We start from the raw sequence: 19,411 nt of genomic DNA, 5'->3' as shown, positions 1-19,411 counted from the left end.
CATACTGTTTGGTTTTTAACGATACACCAAGCCGCCATCAATGATGGGTGCTTGCCCAGTCATATAGTCCGCATCGGGTCCTGCCAGATAGGCTACAAATCCAGCGACGTCTTCGGGCGTTTGCGCACGTCCCAGTGCAATGCCGTTGACGTATTGGTCGTAAGTTTCTCCGATTTTTGCGCCAGTGATTTCAGCCATTTTGGCATCAATCTCCACCCACATGTCTGTTCCGACCACACCGGGACAATAGGCGTTCACGGTGATGCCGTCGGCTGCATATTCTTTGGCAGCAGATTGTGTCAAGGCACGTACTGCAAATTTTGATGCGGAGTAGACCCCGAGTAATGGGAAGCCCTCATGACCAGCAATAGAGGCTGCGCTGATGATTTTCCCTTTCTGTTTGCGAGCCCGAAACTTAGCTGCGGCAGCTTGAATGCCCCAGAGCACACCTTTAATGTTGATGTTAATCAGGCGTTCAACTTCTTCTGGTTGGGCTTGAGCAATCGGTTGGACGCTCGCGATCCCTGCGTTATTGATGATGACATCAAACCCACCTAGTTCTTTTTCTGCATGATCAACGGCGGCATAGACTTGATCTCGATTTGAAACATCGGCCTGAAATATGGTGGCTTTACGTCCAATCGCTGCAATTTCTTTATCGACTTTTTCAAGGCCAGCCGCATCCATATCGACGAGTGCGATGTTTGCACCGTCTTGCGCTAGGCGTAGAGCAATTGCGCGTCCAATGCCACGTGCAGCGCCTGTGACTAGAATCACTTTGTCATCGATGGTTCCCATTTCAACCTCCTTAATCTTGTTTGTGCAACGATGAGGTGCTCAGGGATTTCTGAGAACGTGAAACACAATGTTTACGTCGCCAGAGGTCGTGATCAGTTGTTGTCTTAGATACGATCGCCGGCACGGCTCATCGTGATAATGATCGTAGATCTAAAGATCAGGCTGTATGGCCGATACCCATGTTACTAAGAACGTTAAAAACGTCCATAAAAATGGATTTCTAGGTCATTGAATATAAAGGGAGTAATCTAGTGGATGATGTTGAATTGTTGAGCGGCTAGGGAAATGTGTTTTTCTTTTCTATCCGTTTTTTGCATTTTATAGCGATGAAATACTGGTTCATGTCAGGAGAGTGTGATTCGAATTGCCTTCTATGAAATATTTGTCTACAGAGCTTTTCATTGCGTTCATGACGTCATTAAAAATTTATCTTGCGAGTTTTGTATAAACGTATACAATTATACGAAACACTGGAGGAATGATGGATTGGCTGGTTAGTGAAGTTGATGAAGATGACTTTCTTGAAATTAAGAATACATCTTTAGGAAAATTGGTTCGTGACCAGATTTTGAGCCAAATTTTGTCAGGTGTATTCGCGCCAGGTCAGGCGATAAGAGAATCTGAGTTAGTTGATCAGTTAAAGGTGTCGCGTGTTCCGGTGAGAGAAGCTTTACGAGAGCTAGAGAGTTCGGGGTTGGTGGTTTCTCGCAAGCATTCAGGGGTTTATGTTCGCGAATTGTCAGAGTCTGAAGAACGGGATTTATATTATTTTCGTGCGGTTCTTGATAGTCATGCGGGTCGAATGGCGGCACAACTTACGACAGAGAAACGTCATCAACTTGTAAAGTCTCTTGAAGAAAGTACAGTTGCGATGGATATTGCAATTAAAGAAAAGGATCCACAAGCGTATTACCGAGAGAATCTTTTATTTCATTGGCATTTTATTCAATATTTAGAAAATAAAGAAATAGCAAAAGTATATAGAGAATTAATTCAAAAACTTCATTTGTCGCGACTTAAAAATCTTTCATCGGTAGGTTATCGAGAACGTTCTAATGCAGAACATAAGCAGATCGTTGAATCTCTTAGTGATGCAAATATTAAAAAACAAGATAAATGTTGTTCGGTTTTATTAGATCATCATGTGAGAAGTGCATATGATCGATTGCGAAGCATTGAGTGAAAAATGATTAGTTATTAGTGATTAATTAAATTCATAAGTTTGCGTATAGGAGAGACAAAAACATGGATCGTCGTTCATTTTTAGTTGGTGGTGCAGCTGTACTTGCAATGCCTAAGATTTCATTTGCAAACTCAACTTTTCCATCACGCCCAATTATGTACATTGTGCCTGTGGCGCCAGGTGGAGGGAGTGATTATGTGGCTAGAGCAGTGACTTCGGCGTGGGGAAAAAAAGCTTGGGCAAAATATTGTAGTAGATAATCAAAGTGGTGCGGGAGGCATTATTGCTTGCCAAAAAACAGAAAGATCTGCACCTGACGGTTACACTTTAATGCAAGGTTATGTGGCAACGCTCGCGACAAGTCCGGCGACGCGTAATGTTCCTTACGACCCAGTTGAGAGCTTCACGCCTGTTGGTATGATCGGCGGCACACCAAACGTATTGGTGATTAATTCGAAACTGCCTATTTATACCTTTAAAGAATTTGTAGAGTATGTCAAAAAGCAAGGAAATGATCTTAATTATGGTTCGGCTGGCGCAGGATCATTAACTCATTTGCTGATGGAATTGCTTAAGCAAGATATTGACTCAAATATGATTCATATTGCTTACAAAGGAATTGCTCCTGGGTTTTTAGATTTGATTGCAGGCCAGACTCATGCAATGTTCCCGGGCTTAGCAGCAGCTGTTCCTCATCTCACTTCAGGAGCGGTGCGTGCTCTTGCTATTACTGGGAAAGAAAGAAGCCCTCGTTTTCCGGATATCCCCACCTTTGAAGAGTTGGGCGTGAAAGGGTATTCCGATGTGCTGCAGTGGTATGGTGTTTCAGGACCTAAAGGTATTGATCCAGCAATTGTAAAAATTTTGAATGAAAGTTTGAATGATGTGCTGAGTGAGCCTGAATTGGTTAAACAATTAGAAGTTGAGGCGATACAACCTATGCCAATGTCGTCGCAAGAGTTTGCTAGTTATGCAAAAGCCGACTTTGAGCGTTGGAGAGACCTTGCTAAGAAACAAAATATCAAAATAGATACGTGATAGTTAAATTTTTATAGGAATATGTAAGTTATGTCACGCAATACACAAGTTGCTTCTGATCAAAACGCCCCATCGATTACGAATATTTTGGCGGAATATATTGTCAATCATCCATCACGTGGTTGGGATGATGATGTTGAGCATGAGGCGCATCGCACTTTTATGAATTGGTTGGGTTGTGCAGTCGGTGCATCACAACACGAGGCTGCAGTTGCAGCTTTAGCAGCCGTCAATACTCTACAGCCTTCTCCTCAAGCTACTATTTTAGGTAGAACTGAAAAGGTTGATATTGGTTCTGCAGCTTTAATTAATGGAATAACCTCTCATACGTTTGATTTTGATGATACGCACCTCAAAACCATTATTCATCCGGCTGGGCCTGTGTGTTCTGCGCTTGTTTCACTGGCTGAATTAACTGGAGCGAGTGGGCGTCAAATCATTGATTCATTGGTAATCGGAATCGACGTTTCCTGCCGTATTGGTAATATGATTTACCCTGATCACTATGATCGTGGTTGGCATATTACAGGGACCACGGGCGTACTGGGTGCGGCAGCGGCTTGTGCCAGATTACTTGGACTGGACGTTAAGCAAACGACGATGGCGTTAGGGATTGCAGCTTCTCAACCCGTGGGTTTGCGTGAGCAATTTGGCACGATGACAAAACCATTCCATCCAGGTGCTGCGGCTCAATCCGGATTGATGTCGGCTTTATTTGCGAAGTCGGGTTTTACTGCAAGTGGACGTGCGTTAGAGGCACCTAGAGGTTTTGCTCAAGTCATTTCAACCAAATATGACTGGAATGAAATTACGGATCAATTGGGCGAGCGGTTTGAGATTTCATTTAACTCTTATAAACCTTTTGCATGCGGTATTGTGATCCATCCCAGTATTGATGCTTGTGTGCAATTGCGAGAAAAGGGAGTGACACCTGAAAATCTGGCTCGTATTGATTTGAAAGTGCATCCTTTGGTGCTTGAATTAACGGGCAAAAAAGAACCGAAAGATGGATTGGAAGGTAAATTTAGTGTGTACCATGGTTGTGCAGCAGGGCTCATTTTCGGAAGAGCCAGCGAAGACGAGTATGCCGATGAGATAGTTAATCGTGCGGATGTGGTCGGTGTTCGCAATAAAGTCACTGCTGTGATCGACAACAATATGGATGAGGCTAGTGTGGATGCCACTGCGACTTTGGTCGATGGTAGCACTGTTCATATATTTGTCGAACATGCCATTGGTTCTTTACAGCGCCCTATGACTGGTAAAGATTTGGAAAATAAGTTTCACGGCATGACCGATGGAATTTTGGGTGCTGAACAGACTTCTGATCTTATCTCGGCGTGCTGGAATTTATCTAAATCGGCAAATATCGGTAAAGTCACAGAATTGTCCAAAAAATAATCATTTTATTTTTGAATGATGTTGGTTGATTAAAAAGAGCATTTCATTTTTCTTCGACTTAACAGAAATAAAGACTCACCACTTAGATTTAAAATTCTGGTGGTGAGTTTTTATTTTGCACTCAGCATGTGTATGCGCCAGGCTCGCAAGTTTCATCATGAACTTTGTGTGCTGAGAAGCTAGGTATCTCTATATGTCGTCTGACTCATCAAACGTAACCATTAGGTACCTCCGAATAAATCATGCCACTTCAGTGCTGAAGTTTCTTCATCCTACGCCCAAAGCGCTTTCGGAGGAACATTGAATTTTATGCGTTGTGCTTTTCGATTCAACAGCATAAAGTGGGTGCGGGTGTCTGCGTAATCTCGCGCGTAATCTTTGCGTAATGAATTGCTAAATACTGGACATATATGAAAGTGTGCGTATTTATTTTTGCTTTTTGGTCGGCGTTTGCACGGCGTTTGTAGCAGGTGGTTTTGTCTATTTGTATGCGTACAATTTAGCGTTAAAGCGTTTGATGGTGTTGTGTATTAACCGCACTTTTGCGAATTTTAGGCAAAAAAATAGACGTCCATTGACGTCTATTTAATTAGCGGTGGTGCCCAGGAGAGGACTCGAACCTCCACACCTTGCGGCACATGGACCTGAACCATGCGCGTCTACCAATTCCGCCACCTGGGCATCAATGTCAGGCATAATGTTATTCTGACAAGAAACGAATTATATACGAGATTTAAATTTTGGCAAATCAGCCCACAAAAAAAAACGTAAACGCACCACAGATCAACCGTGTTCCGAATGAATACGCACACATTCCTGATTACGACCCGGATGTTCCCAGTCGCGAAGACATCCTAGTCGCACTGCGTGAGGCGTCAGACCCTTTAACGATTGAAGCATTGGCCGACTACTTGGGATTGGAGCGTGAATCCACCTTAGTTGGCTATGAGCGCCGTATTCGTGCCATGCTTCGAGATGGGCAACTCTATACCAATCGTACCGGCGTATTACTACTCGCAAAGAAACTGGATTTCATTGCAGGTCGTGTTTTAGGCCACCGAGATGGTTTTGGTTTTCTGGTGCGTGATGAAGGCGGTCCAGATATCTATTTGTCTCCAAGAGAGATGGCTAAGGTGTTGCATGGTGATCGAGTGCTCGTCAAGCTCATTGGAGAGCATCGAGGCAAACCTGACGGCATAATTATGGAGGTGCTTGAGCGGCGCACTGTGAAACTGGTAGGTCGGTTCTTAAAAGAGCATGGTGTCTCGGTTGTGGCTCCGGAAGACCAGCGTGTGAAACATGACATTCTCGTGCCTCCCACAGAAACAGGCGGTGCCAAGCACGGTCAGGTTGTGTGTGTTGAGATTATTCAGCAACCCACACGCCAAACTCAACCGCTGGGACGTGTCTCTGAAATCTTGGGTGAAATTGATGATCCCGGTATGGAGATTGAAATTGCGGTACGCAAGTTTGATGTACCAGTTGATTTCTCGGATGCCGCACAAGCCCAAGCTCGCGATTTACCAGACACCGTACAGAATGATGAGCTGAAAGGCCGTGTTGATTTGCGCGATGTCCCCTTGATCACCATCGACGGCGAAGATGCCCGAGATTTTGATGATGCGGTGTATTGCGAGCCTGTTGAATTAGGGACTGAGAAACGCAAACGCCCTGGTTGGCGCCTGATTGTGGCCATTGCCGATGTCAGCCACTACGTACGGGAAGGGCAGCCGCTGGATGTCGATGCACGTGCACGTGGCACGAGTGTGTACTTTCCACGACGGGTTATTCCTATGTTGCCCGCCAAACTTTCAACTGGGATTTGTTCACTCAATCCGAATGTTGAACGTTTGACACTGGTCTGCGATATGGTGATTGCAGGCAACGGTGTCAAAGCAGGTCAGGTTGTAGCTTATCAATTCTATCCGGCTGTTATTAAATCGCATGCGCGCACTACATACACTCAGGTCTGGGAAGCACTGCAGCAGCCTAAAGGTCCTGTAGCCAATGAACTCGGTACGTTGTTGGGACCAGTCCAGCATTTATATGCCTTAAGTCTTTTGTTGATTGCTGCCAGAAAAAAACGCGGCGCAATTGATTTTGAGACGGTTGAAACCAAGATTGTGTGTGATGACCTCGGTCGCATCGACAGCATTATTGGTGTGGTACGAAACGATGCCCACCGCATGATTGAAGAAAGCATGTTGGCGGCGAACACCTGCGCAGCAGACTTTATGCAACGTAGCCGTCATGCGGGTCTTTACAGAATTCATGAAGGTCCGACCACAGAAAAATTACAATCATTGCGACTCTTCCTTAAAACACTGGGTTTGGAGTTGGAGGGTGGCGCGGAGCCGTCTGCCAGTGACTATGCCAAGTTAGTGGACAAGGTGCGTGATCGTCCGGACTTTGATTTGCTGCAGACGATGTGTTTGCGCTCGATGCAGCAAGCCATTTATTCGCCAGACAATATGGGTCACTTTGGGCTTTCTTATACGGCCTATAGTCACTTTACGTCGCCCATTCGCCGTTATCCTGACTTATTGACCCATCGAGTGATTAAGGCATTGTTGCGTAAGCAACGCTACACACCAACGCCACCTGATCACGTCGTGGTGCCAGGGATGACCGCACAAGAGATTGAGCATGATATCTGGCAGAAGTTGGGTGTCATTTTGTCGGCCTATGAACGCCGCGCAGATGATGCTTCGCGCGATGTTGAGGCTTGGCTCAAATGCTGGTTTGCCAAAGAAAAAATTGGCGAAGTCTTTAGTGGCCGCATTACGGGCGTAGCCAACTTTGGGATTTTTGTGACGCTGGACACTTTGCACGTCGAAGGTATGGTGCACGTTTCAGAACTGGGAACAGAGTATTTTCAGTTCAATGAAGCCATGCATGAGCTTAGAGGTGAGCGTACGGGACAACGATACCGCTTAACAGATACTGTGCAGGTTCAGATTGCAAACGTGGATCTCGAAGCGCGTCGTATTGAGTTTCGTTTGGTGACAGGCACCTCGTATGCGGCGCTCAAGCGTGTGGCTAGACGCATGCAAGATCCGTCTGATGATGTCCCTGTTTATAAGAAACCAGCTGCACCCAAGCCTTCGCAACTGAAAGGTAAGGCCAGTGAGCGGCGTGCAAAAGCAACGCGAGAAGCTCGTAAGGCGATCAAAGCAAGTAGTAAGGCGAGTTCCAAAGCAAAATCAAAATCCAGTGCGGGTGGTAGTAAAAAGAAGCGCGGTTGACGTGATTTGGATTGAGTTTGCACAGGAGTGCGACAATACGCCGCATTAAATTGGTCATTGATGAGTTTTTAGGAAGGTTATGAGTCAACATCAGGTGCTTGCAGGATTTCATGCAGTCACAGCCAGAGTCAGACATGCGCCCCAAACTATTCGTGCGGTGTACGTCGATATGCAACGCCGTGATAAACGCATGCAGTCATTGATTGATCGCATGAAATTGGCGGGCTTGAAAATTCAGACAGTTTCAGCTGAGCGATTGGATGAGCTGGCCGCCGGTGTTCGGCATCAGGGCGTTGTCGCCATGGCCAATACAATGGCGCTGGCACAGACGGTCGATGAGTTGTTTGATGAAATCGATGGTGTTCCGTTTCTGTTGATTCTGGATGGAGTGACTGATCCTCATAATCTAGGTGCTTGTTTGCGCACTGCCAATGCGGCTGGTGTGCATGCTGTGATCGCTCCTCGTGACCGTTCAGCCGGTTTAACTGCAGTGGCGCGACGTGTGGCTTGCGGTGCAGCTGAGAGTACGCCGTACATACTTGTAACGAATCTGGCGCGTTGCCTGCGAGATTTGAAAGCTCGTGGAGTCTGGATTGTTGGAACCGATGAGCGTGGTGAACAAACACCGTCTGAGGTGGATCTAAAAACACCGATCGCTTGGGTCATGGGTGCCGAAGGTGAAGGCATGCGTCATTTGACGAGTCAGCTGTGCGACATGTTGGTACGTATTCCGATGGCAGGATCTGTTGAGAGCTTAAACGTCAGTGTGGCCACGGGTGTTTGTTTGTTCGAAACGGTGCGTCAACGTCTTTCGACTTAAACTGTGACTGTTGCTGGCGTTAGAATTAAAAGCAATTCATTCGGTCTTCTTCCGAAGACCTTTTTTGTCTGTTTTGTGAAAGGTTACGACATTTGGTTTCGTGTGTAGCCATCCGTCTTATAGAGTTTCAAATTCCATCATGTCTGATCAAAGCTATTCCGAAGGCTTAACAACCCGAATTTTGCATGCCGATCGTCGCGCAGGTGCTGAGCACGGTGCGGTTCATAAGCCCATGCATTCCTCCTCTCAATATGCGTTTGAAGATGCCCAGTCGCTCACCGCCGTGTTTCAAGGCCAACCAGGTTTTAGTTATGCGCGCCAGGGTACACCAACGACAGCCTGGTTAGAGCGTAAGCTCACGCTCATGGAAAACGCACAAGGGAGCGTGGTTTTTTCGACTGGAATGGCGGCTTTGGCGGCTTTGTTCACGACCTTACTCAAGGCCGGTGACCACGTGGTGGCTAGTCAGAATATCTTTGGCAACACCAATAGTTTGTTTGGCACGCTTCGTCAGTTGGGTGTGGAAGTGACCCTGGTCGATGCGACGGATGCACGCAATCTTGAAGCCGCTTTACAAGACAATACTCGTCTGTTGTTTGTGGAAACGATTGCCAATCCGGGGACTCAGGTGGCTGATCTGATCAAAATCGGTGAACTGGCCAAAGCACATCAGCTTCTTTATGTCGTGGACAGTACGTTGACGACACCTTGGCTTTTACAAGGTCGTGACATCAACGCCAGTTTAGTGGTGCACTCACTGTCTAAGCATATTGCCGGGCAAGCTCAGGCCTTAGGTGGTGTTGTGATCGATACGGGGTGCTTTGACTGGGAGGCATACGACAATATTTTGCCAACCTATCGTCAGGGAAACCCTGCGCAATGGGGGTTGACACAGATTCGCAAGAAAGGGTTGCGAGATATGGGTGCGACCTTGGCTGCAGAACCTGCGCATCGGATTTCCTTGGGTGCCGAAACTATGGCTTTACGACTAGCGCGAGGTTGTGACAATGCAATGGCCTTAGCTCAGATGCTGGAAGTGCACCCTGGCGTGCAGTCGGTTGCTTACCCAGGTCTCGCATCGCATGCGCAACATGAGCGTGCTACAACGCTGTTTGGGGGGCGCTATGGCACATTATTGTCGTTTGTGATTAAACCCGAATTAGACTGTCTCGATGTGCTTAATCGATTAAAAATTGCGATTCTTGCAACCCATTTGGGCGATACGAGAACACTTTGCCTGCCTGCAGCGCTCACAATTTATCACGAGATGGGGCCGGCAATGCGCGCACAAATGGGTATCTCTGACAACCTGATTCGGGTGTCAGTAGGTATCGAAGATGAACAAGATTTGCTGCGCGACTTCTCAAACGCCTTGGAGAATTAATACTTTTTTAAGACACACAGGTGTTTGCAAGTGTGCTAAAAATATGTTCTTGTTGCTGAGGATCAACAATATTTTGCGTAACTAAGCATTTTCTGGGGTTTATACGCTTGACACAGAGGGCCTGAGAGGGCTACATATCTTGTATGCGAGCATTGATGCGATTGGCTCGCCAATTTAAGACTGTCGATTCGATCGTGGTCTGCTCATTTAAATTTTTAAAACAGAGGGGTAATCCTGAAATGAATAAAACCGAATTGATCGACCATATTGCAAGTGAAGCAGAGATTTCGAAAGCGGCAGCAGGGCGTGCGCTTGATGCGCTGATTGAAGGTGTGAAATCAAGCCTCAAAGAAGGTGAGGACGTCACATTGGTCGGCTTCGGAACGTTTACGGTTTCGGTGCGTGCTGCCCGTACAGGTCGTAACCCCCGTACTGGCGAAGAAATCAAGATCAAAAAAGCCAAAGTGCCCAAGTTCCGTCCCGGTAAAGGTCTGAAGGACGCCGTGAACTAATTACAACGTGTTTTGACCTTTTTCAGCGGTTCGGTATAATACGAACCGCTGAGTCTTTTTTGGCGTTCAGAAAACCTTCACACAAGTCTTTTAGAGTGATCCTTCAGAGTGACTTTGTTGTCTCCCAGAATCTCTGGTCATTGGACATTCTTTTCGTTTGTGGGTGCTTAGCTCAGTTGGTAGAGCGGCGCCTTTACACGGCGTAGGTCGGCGGTTCGAGCCCGTCAGCACCCACCACAAACACTTCAGCTTTTAAAACCTTCGTTTTAAAAGCTATACTTCAAAAATCTCCGCTTCAAAAAACTTTCCAACTTGTCTATTGCTAAAAACAATAGGTTGCGTCAGTTTTCGCCAGCACGTGCAATTAAAATTGATTTTTGTGCACACTGACACTGTTGATTTGTTTGATATCAGAAAGGGCTTCATTCGAAACTCTTGAGAAGTGTAAGCGGATTTACTAATTTACCCTGAGTGTTGCGAACATGTGCTTAGACTTTCAGATTGTCTAAGCCGCGCATTGGTACTGACTTTGAAGATTTGTCTGGAGTGCCTGTATGTTTGATGTGGTGATCAATGTGTTTCGCAACCATCCCGAGGTCGCGATTTTCTTATCGATTGCGATTGGTACGCTGATTGGGCGAATCAAGCTCGGACCGTTTCATTTGGGGGCAGTTGCGGGTTCTTTATTGGCGGGTCTGGTCATCGGACAGCTAGATATTGCAATTCCAGCCTTGCTCAAAAGCGTTTTCTTTGCCTTGTTTATCTATTCGGTAGGCTTTAAAAGCGGGCCTGCATTTTTTGAAAGTCTAAACCGAGGCACAATCAAACTGGTGATTCTCTCCGTTGTACTGTGTGTCACGGGGCTAGCCTGTATTCTTATCATGAATGAGGTTTTTCACTTTGATGCTGGCTTTGCAGCAGGCATTGGAGCCGGAGCATTGACGGATACAGCCATGATGGGAACGGCTTCCAGCGCAATGCAGACGCTAGACATTACCAAGGAAGCCCTCGATATTCTGAATAGTCATATGGCGATTGCATACGCCGTGACTTATGTGTTCGGGACTGTAGGTTTGATTATTTTTGTGGGTGCCGTCGCTCCATTTCTTTTGCGGATTAATCTGAAAGAGTCTGCGCGTGAGTTCGAAGCTCAACTGACGGGCGGTGAAGGAAACGTCGGCTCTGGCTCTTCAGAAGATGATGTGAGTGTGTACAGCATGATGGTGTTTCGTTCACATCAGGTGATGCCTGATGCGCCAGTGGTTGGTTTAACCGTTGAGCAAGTCGAAGAGCAACTGCCATACCTGAGCATTGAACGTGTTATTCGCAATGATGAGATTCATGAGAGAGAGCCAGACCTGATCCTAGATGAAGGCGATGTGGTCGGTCTTGCCGCACGCCGCAGCAAAGCCACGAATCTGGAGTTCAAAATCGGACCAGAAGTTGATAACGCTATTGCGCTGTCTTATCCCCAGAAGTCTGTCGTGATGGTTTTGAATAAAAAAGAATATGAAGGGCTGTCACTCAAAGAAATTCGAACCAACTTAGGTCAGGTGAGTGACCATGGTGTCTTTGTCTCACGAATGACACGGGGTGAGTATGAATTGCCACTGAGTAAACACCTGATTTATACACGGGGTGACGTGGTCGAGCTGATTGGTCGAGCTGATCAAGTTGAGAACATCGCAAATCAGTTTGGGCGGATTAAAAAATCACGGTATAAAAGCGATATCGCATTGCATACGTTCGCGATTGCAATTGGCACGATGGTGGGCTTGTTGTCGACGCATATTGGTGCGATTCCGATCGAGCTCGGTGTGGGCGGTGGTATTTTGATTGTGGCACTCATTGCCGGTTGGTTGCATACCCGCTATCCAAACCTGGGTGATTTACCACCTGCGGCACAGTGGGCGTTTTCTGAGCTTGGTTTAACTGCGTTTGCGGCGATTGTCGGATTGATGGCAGGTCCCAGAGCCATTGTGGCCATGCAGGAGCATGGTTGGTCTTTGCTAGGGGCTGGAGTCTTTGTGACCTTAGTGCCACCAATTGTGGCTTTATACGTTGGCCGCTATATATTGAAGCTACACCCCCTTGTTTTATTAGGCGGTATTGCGGGTGCTCAAACAGAAGCGGCTTCAATGAGTGCGGTGATCGAAGAAAGTGGCAGCCAGGCACCGGTCATCGGATTTACGGTTTGCTACGCGGTCTCAAATATCTTATTCGCTGTCTGGGGGCCGATTATCGTGGCGCTTTCTTAATTCACGGTCAATGGCTCTTCTGGTTAACCCTTGTGGATAGGGTGTATCATAGAAGTAAGGATTGTCGTTTGCCGTTGAGTTTAATTTCATCAGTGCGCGCTGATCCCTCAATCTCATAATTGATTTGCATGCGCATCTCAACAATAAACAAGGAGAGTTGTTTATGTCACTTAGAATTAATGACGTCGCCCCAAACTTCACGGTCGACTCAACCGCTGGAAAAGTTACCCTGCATGATTGGATGGGTGACAGCTATGCCATTCTCTTTTCTCATCCTAAAGATTTCACCCCTGTGTGCACCACTGAGTTCGCTGCAGTAGCGCAATTGGCTAAAGAATGGGAAGCCCGCAATACCAAAGTGATGGGTGTTTCCGTGGACAGCGTCGAAGATCACGTGAAATGGAAAAACGATATTGAGAAAGTAGCCGGTGCACCCGCTAATTTCCCCATCATCGATGACCGTTCGCTGGAGGTCTCTAAGCTCTACAATATGTTGCCTGCTGATGCGTACTTGCCAGATGGCCGTACTCCGGCTGACAGCGCGACAGTGCGTACTGTGTTCATCATCGGTCCCGACAAGAAAATTCGTCTGACCTTGGCATACCCCATGTCTGTCGGTCGTAACTTTGCTGAAATCCTGCGTGCTCTGGATGCCATTCAGGCAACCGACGGTGTGCCCTTGGCAACACCGGCAAACTGGGTCCCCGGTCAGGACGTGATCGTCGGTCTGGCACTGAACGATGAAGAAGCAAAAGCTCAGTTTGGTGAAATCGATGTCAAATTGCCATACCTGCGTATGGCCAAAGCACCGAAGAAGTAATTTAGGTGTTGCTGAATAGGTTGTGTCGTGATTGACATGACTTGCGGGCACAAATAAAAACCGTCTGATACTCTGAAAATGGGTTCAGACGGTTTTTTATTGTGATTTTTGAGCGATCGCTAAGATGAACGAGACCGTGAATCACTTTGACAAGTCTTTACTTGAAATGTTGAATACTTCTTTAGATATGGAAACCATCTCATGAAACAGTCAAATCCAGATGCTCTACAAACTTCAAAAACCTATGTTCTGCTCCACGGTGCTTGGCATGGGGGCTGGTGCTGGCGAGAGGTTGCCGCAGCGTTGCGACAAGCTGGGCATCAGGTTTACACGCCAACACAGACTGGCTTGGGGGAACGCTCGCATCTTTTGTCTAAAGACATTACGTTGGATGTGTTCATTGACGACTTGAAGAATGTCCTCACATGGGAAGATTTGAATGATGTGGTACTGGTAGGGCACAGCTTTGGAGGGATTGTGATTTCTGCTGTGGCAGATCAAATGCCTGAGAGAATTCGACATTTAGTCTATCTGGATTCCTTAATTCTACAAAATGGTCAAAGTGCGTTTTCAGTGATTTCAGCGGATGTTGCCGATGAGCGTAGAGCGCTTTCACAGGCCTCTTCGGGCGGTGTGTCGATACCAATACCCACGCCAGAGGCGATGGGTGTCTCAGAGCCCTCACAGGCGGCCTGGTTGATGTCTAAATGCACACCGCATCCCATTGCAACCTATGAATCCGTATTAACGCTGAATAATCCAGTTGGGAACGGCTTGCCAGCGACTTATGTGGCAGTTGTGCCTGAGTATGGTCCCACGACATCCAGTCGGACTTTCGCCAAAACTCAAAAAGATTGGCGGTATCTGGAAATGGATGCTGGTCACGATGCCATGTTGACCTCTCCAGACGCTGTGATCCGTTTATTACTGTCAATCTGATTGACGTTAAGACGTCGCTTAATACAGACAAAATAAAGCCCCTGAGAGATCAATCGCAGGGGCTTAGGGACTTCGTTAGTCGGGGGCGCTATTGTATTAACGACCCGCGACTTTACCGCCAATCCGAAGACGCAGTGCATTCAGTTTAATGAAACCTTCTGCATCGGCTTGGTTGTATGCGCCGCCGTCATCGTCAAAGGTGGCGATGGTCTGATCAAACAACGAGTTGTCTGAGTCACGTGAGACTGTGATGACATTGCCTTTGTACAGTTTCAGACGCACCCAGCCATTGACCGCTTTCTGTGTGTGATCGATGAGAACCTGAAGCGCTTCACGTTCTGGAGACCACCAGTAGCCGTTGTAAATCAGTTCGGCATAGCGAGGCATGAGGTCGTCTTTAAGGTGGGCGACTTCACGGTCCAGCGTGACAGATTCAATGGCACGATGTGCTCTGAGCAAAATGGTACCACCGGGAGTTTCGTAGCAACCCCGTGATTTCATACCGACATAGCGGTTTTCAACCAAGTCCAGACGGCCAATACCATGCTTGCCACCCAGTTTATTGAGTGTCTCTAACAAGGTTGCAGGTGTCATCGCTTCGCCGTTGATGGCAACAGGGTCGCCATGACGGAATTCGATGTCAATGTATTCTGGTGTATCGGGTGCGTCCTCAGGTGAGACGCTCCAGCGCCACATGGCTTCTTCAGCTTCGTTTTTGGGATCTTCTAAGTGACGACCTTCATAGCTGATATGCAACAGGTTGGCGTCCATGGAGTAGGGCGCACCACCTTCTTTATGTTTCATGTCAACAGGGATGCCAGCGGCTTCGGCGTAGTCAAGCAGTTTCTGGCGAGACAGAAGATCCCATTCACGCCAAGGGGCAATGACTTTGATCTCGGGATCCAGTGCGTAGTAACCCAGCTCAAAACGAACCTGATCGTTACCTTTACCGGTCGCGCCGTGTGAAACTGCGTCTGCACCAACTTGGTGTGCGATTTCGACCTGACGTTTGGCGATCAAGGGTCTTGCAATCGAGGTGCCCAACAGATATTCGCCTTCGTAGATCGTATTGCAGCGGAACATTGGGAAAACATAGTTGCGCACAAACTCTTCACGCAGGTCTTCAATAAAAATGTTTTCTTTAGGAATGCCGAACTGAAGCGCTTTGGCACGTGCCGGTTCAACTTCCTCGCCTTGACCAATGTCCGCCGTAAAGGTGACGACTTCACATTGGTAGGTATCTTGTAACCATTTAAGAATAACGGATGTGTCGAGTCCACCCGAATAGGCTAGAACGACTTTTTTAACTTGACTCATGAAACACCTTAAAAAGGCCGGTCTGGCTGAGTAGATCAGTCAAACCGGTTTGCGATTAATGTGGGTGGTCAGGCGCAATGCTGACGCATGGAGTTGATTTTAACAAGCTCAGTCGTCAGACGAGCCGTCTAAGCGTCCCAGCAACAAAAATTCCATCAAGGCTTTTTGTGCGTGAAGTCGGTTTTCTGCTTCATCCCAGACAACGCTTTGTGGACCATCGATGACACCAGCGCTCACTTCTTCACCGCGATGAGCAGGTAGGCAATGCATAAACAGTGCATCGGGTTTGGCTCGTGACATGAGACGCTCGTCGACGCACCAGTTCGCAAAGGCTTTGCGGCGCGCTTCATTTTCTTCTTCGTATCCCATACTGGTCCAGACGTCTGTTGTGACTAAGTCAGCCCCTTCACACGCTTGTGCCGGATCATCAAAAGACTTATAGACGTGGCTTGGAATGCCCTCTAAACGAGCAGGATCGAGTTGATAGCCAGGAGGCGCACTAAAGTGAAATGTAAAGCCCAGTAATGCAGCGGCCTGAATCCAGGTGTAGGACATGTTGTTGGCGTCACCAATCCAAGTCACGACTTTGCCTTGAATCGACTGACGGTGTTCAATGTAGGTAAACACATCTGCCAAGATTTGGCAGGGGTGAAACTCATTGGTCAAACCATTGATGACAGGGACACGAGAATATTCAGAAAACTGCTCGATACGTTCTTGTCCAAAGGTGCGAATCATCACCAGATCGACCATTCGAGAAATCACTCGTGCAGTGTCTTCGATGGGTTCGGAGCGACCCAGTTGCGAATCATTGGTGGTCAGATGAATCACGACCCCACCCATTTGATACATCCCAGCCTCAAAGGACACGCGAGTGCGTGTACTGGCTTTTTCAAACACCATGGCCAAAGTGCGGTCATGCAAAGGGCGATAGGGGATGTAGCGTTTAAATTTGTCCTTAATAATGGCGGCACGCTTAAGGACATAGTGCAATTCGCTGGCACTTAAGTCGTCAAGCCGTAAAAAGTGACGGATGGGTGTTGCTGTCGTTTGTTCCATAGAATCGTCTGGGCCATGCAGCGCAATTAGCCCTTGTCCTGTAAAAACTGTTGAATAAGGGAAATCAGGGTGTCTGCCAATGTATCAGCTTCTTCCATGCTGAGAATCAGGGGGGGCAGTAAGCGCACCACAGAATCACGTGTTACGTTGATCAACAAACCCTGTTCCAGCGCTTGTGGAACCAAGATGGCGCAAGGACGATCGAGCTCAATGCCCAGCATCAGTCCCTTGCCGCGGATTTCGCGCACGCCGTCAAGGCCGGCCAAGCCGTCTTGAAGACGTTTGACCAGATGCGCACCAACCTGATTCACGTTATCTAGAATTTTGTCGGATTCGATGGTTTCAAGGACGGCCAAGCCAGCAGCGCACACCAAGGGGCCACCACCAAACGTTGTGCCATGTTGACCAGGCTGTAGAACGCCGGCTGCGGGACCTGTTGCAATGACAGCACCAATGGGTACACCGCCGCCCAAGCCTTTGGCCAGTGTTACAACATCCGGTTGAATACCTGCCCATTCGTAAGAAAACCATTTGCCTGTGCGACCCATACCTGCTTGCACTTCGTCGATCATGAGAAGCCAGCCGCGCGCTGTGCACAAATCACGCACTGCTTTCAGATAAGAGGCTTCGGTGGGTCGAATACCGCCTTCACCCTGAACCACTTCGAGTAAAACGGCAACCACATCGGGACACTGATCACCTGCTGCTTCGAGGGCAGCGATGTCGTTGTAACGAACCTGCATAAACCCTTCGGGTAGCGGATCAAATCCTTCACGTGCTTTCGTACTGCCTGTGGCAGCCAGTGTGCCCAATGTACGACCATGCCAGGAGGATTCCATGGAAATAATGGTTGGTACTTTAATGCCACGTTTGTGGCCATACATGCGAGCCAGTTTGATGGCGCCTTCGTTGGCTTCCGATCCACTGTTCGCAAAAAACACCTCGGTCATGCCAGACAAACGCACGAGTTCTTGAGCGAGTTTTTCTTGATGCTCAATCTCGTAGATGTTGGATGTATGGATGACTTTGCTGGCCTGGTCGCAGATGGCTTTCACAAGCGTTGGGTGAGCGTGGCCTAGACAGGTGACGCCGATTCCGCTCAAGGCATCTAGATATCGTCGACCTTGCGCATCCCATAACCAGACACCTTGACCATGTGTGAAAGAAACGGCTTGCCGTCCATAAATGTTTGAAAGCGCAGAAGTCATGAGTTAGCTATCCTGTCAGTCAGTCAAAAACCCAAAGAGGGAGGGGAGGTTAAAGTATGAATCATATACAATCCCTAAGGTTAGCGGTTCATTTCTTTGTCTCAACTCCCATCTTTGATGGCGTTTTAATGCTTTATTGTGGCGCACATGACAAATTCGGCTCAGTCTCCTCTCTTTGTAATTTACGGTGTGACCTCTGAAGGCCAGCGATTCCGGCCCAGTGACTGGGCTGAACGACTCGCAGGTGTGCTGTCTCCGTATCGACCGCCAACCGATGGGCCTTGCTGTCCGATCTCTTATTCACCCTTTGCAGTGCCCAATCGGATCGATGGGGTGCCGTGTGTGGTGATTGATCATCGTCTGCGAGAAATTGAGCCGCTTGCCTGGAAGTTTGCAGTGGACTTTGCACATGACAATCGGCTCAAGACTGCAGAAGGTGATCACACGTTGTTGAGTGACAATGGAGTGACTAAACCTTCACCCGCAAAATAAGCACGTAAGTTTTCTAGTAACAAGGTTTCCATGTCTTGACGTGTTTCGTACGTTGCGCTGGCCACATGAGGCATGAGCACTACTTGTGGCATTTGTTTGAGTGCATCTGGGACTCGGGGTTCATGCTCAAAAACGTCTAATCCTGCACCACCGAGCTCACCACTTTGTAGGAGTTCAATCATGCCTTGTTCGTCGATGACTGAGCCGCGTGCAATATTAACAACGATGCCTTTGGGTCCCAGTGCACGCAGTACTTCGCGACTCACAATGCCACGGGTTTCCTCACCACCGACGCTGGCAATAACTAAAAAATCGGCCCATTGAGCGAGTTCTAGGAGTGTCTTGCTGTATTCATAAGGCACGTCATTGCGAGGGTTGCGGTTGTGGTAACGCACCTCCATATCAAAGCCATGTGAGCGTTTGGCAATGGCTTGGCCAATTCGGCCTAAACCTAGAATGCCCAGTTTTTTACCAGCCACGCGCGTCCCCAGTGGCAGTGTTCTCGTGCCGTTTTCCCAATCATTGGCGCGCACCATCTGGTCACCTTGCACAATATGGCGTGCGCTCGCCATCAATAATGCCCAAGCTTCATCGGCAACACAGTCGTTCAGGACATCCGGTGTTGTACTTAATTGCACGTTGCGTTGTTTGAGTAGTTCAAGGTCTATTAAGTCGTAACCCACACCCCAACTACAGATGGCTTTCAGTGAGGGGAGTGCAAGAATGACGTCAGACGGACAGCCGTAACGTGCGGTGGTAATGATCACTTCGACATCTTTAGCGGCTTCCAAACATGCTTGACGGTCTTGGGCTTCCCACAGCGCGATGACGTCATAGTTTTCACGCAATGCGGCATTGGCCTGAATGGCACCTGCGATGGAGCCAATTTGTAGTACGCGGGGTTTTGTCATGAAGGTTCCTTGACGATGAGTATTCG

Annotated in this window: 17 protein-coding genes and 2 tRNA genes; 13 read left to right on the top strand and 6 right to left on the bottom strand. The window is 47.8% G+C overall.

The window, feature by feature from the left end:
• Nucleotides 1-15: 15 nt before the first annotated feature.
• Nucleotides 16-798, bottom strand: coding sequence for an acetoin reductase (locus ACOI06_RS09255; protein ID WP_420662273.1), 783 nt, complete (start codon nt 796-798; stop codon nt 16-18).
• Nucleotides 799-1,279: 481 nt separating this feature from the next.
• On the opposite strand from ACOI06_RS09255, the gene ACOI06_RS09250 reads away from it, so the two are divergent.
• The 4 genes from ACOI06_RS09250 to ACOI06_RS09235 all read left to right on the top strand — a co-directional run bounded on the left by ACOI06_RS09250 (nt 1,280) and on the right by ACOI06_RS09235 (nt 4,420).
• The gene (locus tag ACOI06_RS09250; RefSeq protein ID WP_420662272.1) at nt 1,280-1,981 is read left to right on the top strand and encodes a GntR family transcriptional regulator; all 702 of its coding nucleotides are present in this window, start codon (nt 1,280-1,282) and stop codon (nt 1,979-1,981) included.
• Between the two features lie 62 nt (nt 1,982-2,043).
• Nucleotides 2,044-2,241, top strand: a complete 198-nt coding sequence (locus tag ACOI06_RS09245) for a hypothetical protein (protein WP_420662271.1) — start codon at nt 2,044-2,046, stop codon at nt 2,239-2,241.
• Nucleotides 2,228-3,019 (top strand): Bug family tripartite tricarboxylate transporter substrate binding protein, encoded by a 792-nt coding sequence (locus ACOI06_RS09240; protein WP_420662323.1) that lies wholly within the window; start codon nt 2,228-2,230, stop codon nt 3,017-3,019. Before ACOI06_RS09245 ends, ACOI06_RS09240 begins: the two co-directional genes overlap by 14 nt.
• Before the next feature lie 30 nt (nt 3,020-3,049).
• The gene (locus ACOI06_RS09235; RefSeq protein WP_420662270.1) at nt 3,050-4,420 is read left to right on the top strand and encodes an MmgE/PrpD family protein; all 1,371 of its coding nucleotides are present in this window, start codon (nt 3,050-3,052) and stop codon (nt 4,418-4,420) included.
• A 596-nt stretch (nt 4,421-5,016) separates the two neighbouring features.
• Here the strand turns inward: ACOI06_RS09235 and ACOI06_RS09230 are convergent.
• Nucleotides 5,017-5,101, bottom strand: a tRNA-Leu gene (locus tag ACOI06_RS09230).
• Nucleotides 5,102-5,202: 101 nt separating this feature from the next.
• Between ACOI06_RS09230 and rnr the strand changes: the two genes are divergently transcribed.
• From rnr to ACOI06_RS09190, 8 genes are all read left to right on the top strand, one after another.
• The gene (gene rnr / locus ACOI06_RS09225; RefSeq protein ID WP_420662322.1) at nt 5,203-7,665 is read left to right on the top strand and encodes a ribonuclease R; all 2,463 of its coding nucleotides are present in this window, start codon (nt 5,203-5,205) and stop codon (nt 7,663-7,665) included.
• A 79-nt stretch (nt 7,666-7,744) separates the two neighbouring features.
• Nucleotides 7,745-8,485: a 23S rRNA (guanosine(2251)-2'-O)-methyltransferase RlmB gene (gene rlmB / locus ACOI06_RS09220; protein WP_420662269.1), complete on the top strand. Its 741-nt coding sequence runs from the start codon at nt 7,745-7,747 to the stop codon at nt 8,483-8,485.
• Nucleotides 8,486-8,624: 139 nt separating this feature from the next.
• Nucleotides 8,625-9,869, top strand: coding sequence for a cystathionine gamma-synthase family protein (locus tag ACOI06_RS09215; protein WP_420662268.1), 1,245 nt, complete (start codon nt 8,625-8,627; stop codon nt 9,867-9,869).
• A 239-nt stretch (nt 9,870-10,108) separates the two neighbouring features.
• Complete coding sequence (locus ACOI06_RS09210) at nt 10,109-10,381, top strand: HU family DNA-binding protein (RefSeq protein WP_420662267.1); 273 nt, start codon at nt 10,109-10,111, stop codon at nt 10,379-10,381.
• A 161-nt stretch (nt 10,382-10,542) separates the two neighbouring features.
• A tRNA-Val gene (locus tag ACOI06_RS09205) sits at nt 10,543-10,618 on the top strand.
• Nucleotides 10,619-10,935: 317 nt separating this feature from the next.
• Nucleotides 10,936-12,639: an aspartate-alanine antiporter gene (gene aspT, locus ACOI06_RS09200; protein WP_420662266.1), complete on the top strand. Its 1,704-nt coding sequence runs from the start codon at nt 10,936-10,938 to the stop codon at nt 12,637-12,639.
• Between the two features lie 163 nt (nt 12,640-12,802).
• Nucleotides 12,803-13,459: a peroxiredoxin gene (locus ACOI06_RS09195; protein WP_420662265.1), complete on the top strand. Its 657-nt coding sequence runs from the start codon at nt 12,803-12,805 to the stop codon at nt 13,457-13,459.
• Between the two features lie 201 nt (nt 13,460-13,660).
• The gene (locus ACOI06_RS09190) at nt 13,661-14,398 is read left to right on the top strand and encodes an alpha/beta fold hydrolase (RefSeq protein WP_420662264.1); all 738 of its coding nucleotides are present in this window, start codon (nt 13,661-13,663) and stop codon (nt 14,396-14,398) included.
• A gap of 96 nt (nt 14,399-14,494) precedes the next feature.
• Here ACOI06_RS09190 and ACOI06_RS09185 read toward each other — a convergent pair whose 3' ends face one another.
• The 3 genes from ACOI06_RS09185 to ACOI06_RS09175 all read right to left on the bottom strand — a co-directional run bounded on the left by ACOI06_RS09185 (nt 14,495) and on the right by ACOI06_RS09175 (nt 17,982).
• The gene (locus ACOI06_RS09185; protein ID WP_420662263.1) at nt 14,495-15,715 is read right to left on the bottom strand and encodes an argininosuccinate synthase; all 1,221 of its coding nucleotides are present in this window, start codon (nt 15,713-15,715) and stop codon (nt 14,495-14,497) included.
• A 108-nt stretch (nt 15,716-15,823) separates the two neighbouring features.
• Complete coding sequence (argF, locus tag ACOI06_RS09180; RefSeq protein WP_420662262.1) at nt 15,824-16,774, bottom strand: ornithine carbamoyltransferase; 951 nt, start codon at nt 16,772-16,774, stop codon at nt 15,824-15,826.
• A gap of 26 nt (nt 16,775-16,800) precedes the next feature.
• On the bottom strand, nt 16,801-17,982 hold the full coding sequence (locus ACOI06_RS09175) for an acetylornithine transaminase (RefSeq protein ID WP_420662261.1): 1,182 nt from the start codon (nt 17,980-17,982) through the stop codon (nt 16,801-16,803).
• A gap of 147 nt (nt 17,983-18,129) precedes the next feature.
• Between ACOI06_RS09175 and ACOI06_RS09170 the strand changes: the two genes are divergently transcribed.
• Nucleotides 18,130-18,474, top strand: a complete 345-nt coding sequence (locus ACOI06_RS09170) for a DUF3579 domain-containing protein (protein ID WP_420662260.1) — start codon at nt 18,130-18,132, stop codon at nt 18,472-18,474.
• Here ACOI06_RS09170 and ACOI06_RS09165 read toward each other — a convergent pair.
• Nucleotides 18,423-19,385 carry a 2-hydroxyacid dehydrogenase gene (locus ACOI06_RS09165; RefSeq protein ID WP_420662259.1) on the bottom strand — a complete coding sequence of 321 codons (963 nt, stop codon included), beginning with the start codon at nt 19,383-19,385 and terminating at the stop codon, nt 18,423-18,425. The two genes, ACOI06_RS09170 and ACOI06_RS09165, sit on opposite strands and share 52 nt — an antisense overlap.
• Nucleotides 19,386-19,411: the final 26 nt, after the last annotated feature.

Source organism: Orrella sp. 11846, from assembly GCF_048820935.1.
Taxonomy (GTDB): Bacteria; Pseudomonadota; Gammaproteobacteria; order Burkholderiales; family Burkholderiaceae_B; genus Algicoccus.
Note: the sequence above shows the minus strand (reverse complement) of the source record. Positions and strands in the feature narration are given on the sequence as shown.

Excerpts from the sequence above, each read along its gene's own strand:
- ACOI06_RS09255 (WP_420662273.1), bottom strand. The coding sequence starts at position 798 with ATGGGAACCATCGATGACAAAGTGATTCTAGTCACAGGCGCTGCACGT.
- ACOI06_RS09250 (WP_420662272.1), top strand. The coding sequence starts at position 1,280 with ATGGATTGGCTGGTTAGTGAAGTTGATGAAGATGACTTTCTTGAAATT.
- ACOI06_RS09245 (WP_420662271.1), top strand. The coding sequence starts at position 2,044 with ATGGATCGTCGTTCATTTTTAGTTGGTGGTGCAGCTGTACTTGCAATG.
- ACOI06_RS09235 (WP_420662270.1), top strand. The coding sequence starts at position 3,050 with ATGTCACGCAATACACAAGTTGCTTCTGATCAAAACGCCCCATCGATT.
- rlmB (WP_420662269.1), top strand. The coding sequence starts at position 7,745 with ATGAGTCAACATCAGGTGCTTGCAGGATTTCATGCAGTCACAGCCAGA.
- ACOI06_RS09215 (WP_420662268.1), top strand. The coding sequence starts at position 8,625 with ATGTCTGATCAAAGCTATTCCGAAGGCTTAACAACCCGAATTTTGCAT.
- ACOI06_RS09210 (WP_420662267.1), top strand. The coding sequence starts at position 10,109 with ATGAATAAAACCGAATTGATCGACCATATTGCAAGTGAAGCAGAGATT.
- aspT (WP_420662266.1), top strand. The coding sequence starts at position 10,936 with ATGTTTGATGTGGTGATCAATGTGTTTCGCAACCATCCCGAGGTCGCG.
- ACOI06_RS09195 (WP_420662265.1), top strand. The coding sequence starts at position 12,803 with ATGTCACTTAGAATTAATGACGTCGCCCCAAACTTCACGGTCGACTCA.
- ACOI06_RS09190 (WP_420662264.1), top strand. The coding sequence starts at position 13,661 with ATGAAACAGTCAAATCCAGATGCTCTACAAACTTCAAAAACCTATGTT.
- ACOI06_RS09185 (WP_420662263.1), bottom strand. The coding sequence starts at position 15,715 with ATGAGTCAAGTTAAAAAAGTCGTTCTAGCCTATTCGGGTGGACTCGAC.
- argF (WP_420662262.1), bottom strand. The coding sequence starts at position 16,774 with ATGGAACAAACGACAGCAACACCCATCCGTCACTTTTTACGGCTTGAC.
- ACOI06_RS09175 (WP_420662261.1), bottom strand. The coding sequence starts at position 17,982 with ATGACTTCTGCGCTTTCAAACATTTATGGACGGCAAGCCGTTTCTTTC.
- ACOI06_RS09170 (WP_420662260.1), top strand. The coding sequence starts at position 18,130 with ATGACAAATTCGGCTCAGTCTCCTCTCTTTGTAATTTACGGTGTGACC.
- ACOI06_RS09165 (WP_420662259.1), bottom strand. The coding sequence starts at position 19,385 with ATGACAAAACCCCGCGTACTACAAATTGGCTCCATCGCAGGTGCCATT.